At 40.6% G+C, this 7848-nt stretch carries 4 protein-coding genes; 2 read left to right on the top strand and 2 right to left on the bottom strand.

From position 1 onward, the window contains the following. Window positions 1-296: 296 nt before the first annotated feature. Window positions 297-1691 carry an MFS transporter gene (locus EKM65_RS08370; protein WP_125607455.1) on the bottom strand — a complete coding sequence of 465 codons (1395 nt, stop codon included), beginning with the start codon at window positions 1689-1691 and terminating at the stop codon, window positions 297-299. Window positions 1692-1876: 185 nt separating this feature from the next. Continuing rightward, window positions 1877-2824 carry a DMT family transporter gene (locus EKM65_RS08365; RefSeq protein ID WP_225420436.1) on the bottom strand — a complete coding sequence of 316 codons (948 nt, stop codon included), beginning with the start codon at window positions 2822-2824 and terminating at the stop codon, window positions 1877-1879. 270 nt (window positions 2825-3094) lie between these two features. Between EKM65_RS08365 and EKM65_RS08360 the strand changes: the two genes are divergently transcribed. Both EKM65_RS08360 and nrdD read left to right on the top strand, forming a co-directional pair. Then, window positions 3095-5326 (top strand): heavy metal translocating P-type ATPase, encoded by a 2232-nt coding sequence (locus tag EKM65_RS08360; RefSeq protein ID WP_449823194.1) that lies wholly within the window; start codon window positions 3095-3097, stop codon window positions 5324-5326. Window positions 5327-5586: 260 nt separating this feature from the next. After that, window positions 5587-7824, top strand: coding sequence for an anaerobic ribonucleoside-triphosphate reductase (gene nrdD, locus EKM65_RS08355; RefSeq protein ID WP_125607453.1), 2238 nt, complete (start codon window positions 5587-5589; stop codon window positions 7822-7824). Window positions 7825-7848 lie beyond the last annotated feature (24 nt).

The following is a 7848-nucleotide window of genomic DNA, read 5'->3' as shown; positions in this document are numbered from 1 at the left end:
ACTAACGGTTCCGACTACTACGGCCCGCAACGGACTTTCACCGTCTAGTTGATGCTCATGCCGGGCGCACTGAAATTGTCGTTAATGGTTTACCATTTACGACAAGGCCGAGCTTTAAGACAATCGTAGATTGGCTTAAAGTCGAGCCCACAGCGTTCCACCAGCGCATTTCCCGCAGGCACGAAGAAGCACAACATAACAGTTCTGGGATTTACAATACTTAAGTCAATTGCACTTAAGTCAAGTTGCTGTTGGTTCGCCTTGAATCAACGCACGCAATCATGAACAAGAGCTAATTAGTTTTTATGTTGTTTCATACTTTCACGATAACTAAACCAACCACTGATTAAGGCAATAATTGCAAGGCCGAATAACAGCCAATAATCGACGCGTGCACCGTTTGCGGTGGAGGTGGCAAGATTACCCGAATTTGCTTGATAAACGCCGATAATCGCGGCTAAAACGCCTGTACCGAAAGATCCAGCATATTGTTGTGCCATATTAAATGCCGCATTAATATCTGCCTTTTGTTGATTAGCAATTTGTAGACTGGCATCAGTGATGGTGTTCCCAAAGGCGAGGTTGAAGCCAAGACGTAAAATCATGTAGAAGATTACGACTAAAGCGACAGTTAAATGCCGACTGCAAAGAACATAGGCTAACGTGCCTAACATCAGAATGAAATGACCAATTACAATTGGTAGCGGTCGACCTAAACTATCCATTAAGCGGCCAGCTAGTGGTGCTACAATAGCGCCTAATAAAGCACCGGGTAGTAGCATCATTCCTGCAGTAGAAGAACTTTGGCCGAGAACTAATTGTGCAACCTGGGGAATGACAAACGATAAACCAATATTAATAAACTGTAATAAGAAGTAGCCTAAGAGATGCCAGCTGACGATTTTATTTTTGAAAATTGTGAAGTCGATTAAGTGCCGCCGACTATGTAAATTATAGTTGTAATAAAGCACACCTAAAATTAAAGCCGTTGTTAGTAAGCCGATAAATTGAATGCTGAGGAAACTAAATTTAGCTGCTTCACTGAATGCCAAATCAATTAAAAACAAAATTGTGGAAAGCATGATGAACCCGATCGTATCAAATTGATCAGCTGGTTCGGCCGGCTGCAACGATAAATTCTTGATACCTAAGATCAAGACTAAGATAATAAAAGGAATTAGTAACCAAAAAATCATCCGCCAAGACCAAAGTGCTGTTAGAATCCCGCCATATGTAGGACCAAGAGCGGGAGCAAGTGCGATAATCATTGCCGCCATACCAGTATAAGTGGCTAAATGTTCGCGGGGCACTGAACTTAATATTAAATGAAACATCAGCGGGATGGATAAACCGGTTGATAAACCTTGAATAATTCGTCCTAACAACATGATTGGGAAACTAGCCGCTGTGCCAAGAATAATGCTACCAATGGCAAAACTCGTGATTGCAAAAAGGAACAGTGATTTGACGGGATACTTTTTAATTAAGTGTGCCGAAGCAATCATCATCATGGTGACGACCAGTAAATAGCCGGTCGTCAACCATTGAATAGTCGCCAAATTAACGCCTAATTGTTGAGTCAAGGTCGCATAGGTGACGTTCAAGGATGTTTCGACTAGAATACCCATAAAACTCAAGAGCATCGCTGATAAAATACTGAGCAACGCTGAACGTGGAATTTTTTCGTTCAAAATAAAATACCTCCAATTATAAAATTACGCAAAATAAAAACCGCAAATTCCCTACACGACGTGATGCGTGCGTTACTGACGTCGCTACGCATCACGACTGGAATTTACGGTTATTTTTTGAAGTAGAATAATATTAGTCTAACACGTTTTTTGAAAAAATGTCAGTGAAAATTATCATAGTCGAACTAGTGCACCTTGGATTGTGGATGTCGCTGAAGCTTTGAAAAGAGTGCGGGTAAATTAGAAGTGATCATCACAACGGCAAGAATAATCAAGATACCGCCAATAAAATCCATCTGTTGTAAGTGCGTGTGAACCAATAAAACGGCAAAGAAAGTGGCCGATAATGGTTCAAAAGCATCTAACAAAGTGGCAGTTGTTGGTAAAATATAAAGCAGGCTAGTGGCATAAACAATAAAGGCAATGACGGTACCAATTAAAATTGTAATTAACAATAAGCCAATATCTACACCAGTTAAGGGTACTTTGTGTTGCCAAAAAGGCCGCAATAAATTCAGTGCGCTACCAGCAATGAGCATACCCCAACCAGTTGTACTTAAGGCACCATACTTAGGAATTAGCTTGCGAGGTGTAAGTGCATTCGCAGCAACGCCAATCGCAGAAAGAACCCCCCAGAAAATAACAACTGGCGCAACTGCAAGTTGTGTTAAATGCCCATGGGTTACAATTAACAATGTCCCGAGAAAGGCAGTTAACAAACCAATTGTTTCTACCAAGGTTGGTCTTTGTCGCTTGAAGACAGAATAGTACAACGTAATCACAAAAGGTCCTAAAAATTGCAAAATTGTGGCAATTGGTGCGTTGCCGTACTCGACCGTCTTAAAATAACAGTATTGCACCGGAATTAAACCAAGAAAAGCATAGGCCATTAAATTCAAAATAGCTTGGCGATCATGCCAAATTTGTAACGGGTGTTCACCACGTATTTGGCAAAGTATTAGCATGATTACGGCGGCGGTCAACATGCGTACTTGGCAAACCCATAGCGGTGTCATGGCGGGATTACTCTTAAACAGCATGCTAACAGTAACGCCGGAGAAGCCCCACATAATCGCGGCAACACTCGCTAAGACAGACCCAAAAATAAAATTCTTTCTTGAAATAAATTGCATACCAGTACCCCAAATAAAATTTATTATCTCTCAGTGTAGACAATTGTTTGGCAAAAAGAAATAGGGTTATGAGAAGATGAGAAAATAAAATAACTTGACAGATTAAATTTACAAATGTAAACTTTAATCGTTGATGAAGTTACAATTGTAGATTAGGTTAAATTTGTTTTGCGATTAACCATGGGGGAATAAATCATGACGGATAAAAATCAAGCACAGCAGAAAATGACAACTCACGAAAACCATGATCATAAAATGACCACTGAGGAAATGAATCAGACCATGATGTCAGAACACCACGATTCAGAACATGTCACAGATCAGCCAGAACATAATCAGGCAACTCACGAAATGAAAATGGATCACCACCAGATGAACCATAGTAAAATGACGCATTCAATGCACAACATGGCTGATATGCATGATATGGATAACATGGATATGAGTGACATGCATGATATGAGCAATATGAACATGAGTGACATGCACGATAAGAGCAACATGGACATGAGCGATATGGATATGGACATGGGCGGCGGCCACATGATGCATATGGGTAATCTGAAGCAAAAATTTTGGGTCTCGTTGATTTTGATGATACCAATTTTAATTTTTGCACCAATAATGGGAATTACGATGCCTTTTACGGTTACTTTTACTGGTTCAGAATGGCTCGTTCTCATTGCAGCGACGATTATTTTCTTCTATGGTGGGCGGCCATTCTTCTCAGGAGCCAAGGCTGAATTACAACAGCATCAACCAGCGATGATGACCTTGATTGCCTTAGGAACTGGTGTTGCTTATGTTTATAGTGTCTATGCGTTTATTATTAACAATTTTACCCACAGTGCACATATTATGGACTTCTTCTCTGAACTGGCCACGTTGGTTGTAATCATGTTGCTAGGTCACTGGATCGAAATGAACGCCATTATGAGCGCCGGTAATGCCGTTGAAAAGATGGCCCAGCTACTTCCTGGTGAAGCTCACGTACAACTAGCAGACGGCAAGATTATCGATAAAAAGTTGGCAGATGTTAAAGTTGATGACCTTGTTGTTGTTCGTGCCGGAGAATCTATTCCTGCGGATGGTAAAATTCTTAGCGGTGCAAGTTCAGTCAACGAATCTTTAGTAACAGGTGAGTCTAAAGCAGTTAAAAAGTCTGTTGGTGCTAGTGTAATCGGTGGTTCTGTTAACGGCGATGGTTCATTGACAGTTCAAGTGACAGGTACTGGTGAAAGTGGTTATTTGTCACAAGTCATGCAGTTGGTTAAAAAAGCGCAACAAGATAAATCGCGGACTGAAACATTGGCAGATAAAGTTGCCGGTTGGTTATTTTACGCTGCGTTAGTGTTTGGGATATTAGCATTTATTTTTTGGACGATTAATGCGGATTTAGCGACCGGCTTATCGCGGATGGTAACCGTGTTTGTGATCGCTTGCCCTCATGCGTTAGGTGTTGCAATTCCATTGGTTGTTGCTCGTAGCACATCAATTGCTGCAGCTAACGGACTCTTGATTCAGCAACGTGATGCTATGGAAAAAGCACCAGCAATTTCTCACGTCTTGTTGGATAAAACTGGTACCTTGACTGAAGGTAAATTTACCGTTAATGCGATCGAGAATTTGACTACAGATTTGACTTCTGATCAAGCACTGGCATTAATGGCCAGTTTGGAGCAACATAGTAGTCATCCGATTGCAACTGGTGTTTTGAATGCTGCCAAGAAGGCACAGTTGACGATTGCAAGTGCTACAGATGTGAAAACAATTAAAGGTGTCGGCTTAAGTGGCACAATTGCTGGTAAAACTTATCAGATTGTCACTGCTGCTTATTTACAAAAACAACAGATTAGTTTTGACCAAACGCAATATGATCAATTGGCGGCTCAAGGTAATAGTATCAGCTACTTAATCAGTGGCACTCAACCACTAGCAATCTTAGCTGTTGGCGATCAGATTAAACCTGATGCTGCTCAATTCATTAGTAACTTGCAGGCAATGAATATTACGCCAGTGATGTTAACCGGTGACAATCAACAAACTGCTGCTAAAGTTGCACAAGTATTGGGTATTACTGAATTTAAAGCCCAACTTTTACCCGAAGATAAAGAAAAAGTCATTCGTGACTATCAAAGTCAAGGTAACAAGGTAATGATGGTCGGTGATGGTGTTAATGATGCGCCTGCCTTGGTGCGTGCTGATGTTGGTGTTGCAATTGGTGCCGGAACTGATGTGGCAATCGATTCTGCCGATGTCGTTCTAGTTCAGAGTGATCCGGCTGATGTGGTTAACTTCTTACATTTGGCTAAAGCCGCTAAACGTAAAATGATTGAGAATCTTTGGTGGGGCGCTGGTTACAATGTCGTGACGATTCCACTGGCTGCCGGTATCTTAGCTCCAATCGGTATTGTGATTAATCCAGCTGTTGGTGCGTTGATCATGTCAATGTCAACGATTATTGTCGCAATCAATGCTATGACGTTACATTTAAAAAAATAGATTTTTGTATCACGACTTAAACAATGTTGATCAAAATAATTTCAAAATATTTTTGATCATACTTGAATAAAATAGCGTAAATAATGAGTAGCAGAATTCGGTGTTTCAACTGAATTCTGCTATTTTTTTGGCTGAAATATTTTGTATGTTATTCAGGATATGCACAGCTTTATCCACAATATCTAGTCATCCACAACTTGTTATTTCAAGATATGGTGTGTATGATTATAATTAATGAATCAAGATAAGAGGTTGTTGAGATGCAGGAATTGAAGACAAATGTTGCGACAGAAACACTAAATATTAAAGTGATTAAGCGCGATGGCCGCGTGATGAACTTCGATCCTGACAAGATTGCGCAGGCGATGCAAAAAGCTGCCAATACCGAAAGTGATCACGAAGATGTTGACTTAAAAACGCTAAATGATTTGCAAACTGTACTAGATGATGTACTGGCTGAAATTGCTGATCGTTTCCACGAGAATGTTAAAATTTATGAAATCCAAAATATTGTGGAGCACACATTATTGGATCATCATTTGTATCAGATTGCCAAAGACTATATCAGTTATCGAACTGAGCGTGACTTTGAACGTAGCGAAGCCACAGATATTAATGTGACCATTCAAAAGTTGTTGGATCGCGATGCAACGGTCGTTAATGAAAACGCAAACAAAGATAGTCGCGTTTTCAACACGCAGCGGGACTTAACAGCGGGGACTGTTTCCAAGGCGATGGGGTTAAAAATGTTGCCGCCGAAAGTTGCCAACGCTCATTTGAAAGGTGATATTCATTGGCACGATTTGGACTACCAACCATTCAGCCCGATGACGAACTGCTGTTTAATCGATTTTAAAGAGATGTTGAGTCATGGCTTTAAGATTGGTAATGCTGACGTGGAATCACCACATTCAATTCAAACGGCGACTGCGCAGATGAGTCAGATTATCGCTAACGTTGCGTCTTCGCAATATGGTGGCTGTTCAAGTGACCGTACGGATGAATTGTTAGCACCATATGCAGAGATGAATTACAAGAAGCATTTGAAAGATGCTGCAATGATTACTGATGATCAGGCCAAGCAAGAAGCATTCGCCCAAGCCAAGACTAAAAAAGATATTTATGATGCCATGCAGGCTTTAGAATACGAAATCAATACATTGTACTCATCAAATGGTCAAACGCCATTTGTCACGATTGGTTTTGGTTTAGGAACATCTTGGTATGAACGGGAAATTCAAAAGGCCATTTTAAATGTGCGGATTTTAGGTCTGGGGATTGAACATCGAACTGCTATTTTTCCAAAATTAGTTTATTCAATCAAAGAAGGTACTAATCGCCAACCAGATGATGTTAATTACGATATTAAGGAGCTAGCCATCCAGTGTGCCACGAAACGGATGTACCCTGATATTATTAACTATGATCGACTAAAAGCGATGACAGGCAGTTTTAAGGCGCCAATGGGGTGTCGTAGTTTCTTACAAGGTTGGACGGATCCTGAGACGGGTAAGGATGTTAATTCTGGTCGGATGAATCTAGGCGTCGTGACAATCAATTTGCCGCGGATTGCGTTGGAATCGCGTGATAATGATGGTGTTGGTGATCAGGATAAATTCTGGAAGCTCTTTGCCAATCAGTTAGACATTGCGCACGAAGCATTGCAATATCGGATTGATCGCGTTAAAGAGGCTATACCAGATAACGCACCAATTTTATATGAATATGGTGCTTTTGGTAAGCGTCTTAAGCCGACTGATAGCGTTGATGAATTATTCAAAAATGGTCGTGCAACGGTTTCCTTAGGTTACATCGGAATTTATGAAGTTTGTACCGTCTTTTATGGGCCTGAGTGGGAAAAGAATCCTGAAGCTAAGCAGTTCTCAATTGATGTGGTTAAGAATCTATACAATCATTGCAAAGATTGGGAAAAGGCGGAAGGTTATCACTACTCTGTTTATGCCACACCGGCTGAATCTTTAACGAATACCTTCTGTGCTGCCGATACGAAGAAATTCGGCAAGGTTAAAGATATTACGGATAAAGAATACTACACAAACTCTTTCCATTTGGATGTCCGTAAAGCTTGGACACCTTTTGAAAAGTTAAGTTTTGAATCAGAATATGAACCTTATACTAGTGGTGGCTTTATCCATTACTGTGAATATCCAAATATCAAACAAAATCCTAAAGCCTTAGAAGCAGTCTGGGATTATGCGTATGATAAAATCTCTTATTTAGGGACCAATACACCGATTGATCAATGCTTTAAATGTGGTTATAAGGGTGAGTTCGTCGCTACGGAAAAAGGCTTTAAGTGCCCACAATGTGGTAATAGCGATCCTGCTTCTTGTGATGTGGTTAAGCGAACTTGTGGTTACTTAGGTAATCCTAATCAACGGCCAATGGTTCATGGTCGCCATGAAGAGATCATTCATCGGGTTAAGCATATGAGTTTTAGCAATAACCAAGTTGCTAACCAAGCTCGGAATGCTTAATTCTATCAGAGCTGTTGTTTGTGG

Origin of the sequence: Lapidilactobacillus bayanensis (assembly GCF_003946695.1) — a bacterium.
GTDB classification, from domain to species: domain Bacteria; phylum Bacillota; class Bacilli; order Lactobacillales; family Lactobacillaceae; genus Lapidilactobacillus; species Lapidilactobacillus bayanensis.
This window is presented reverse-complemented; position numbering and strand designations above follow the sequence as displayed.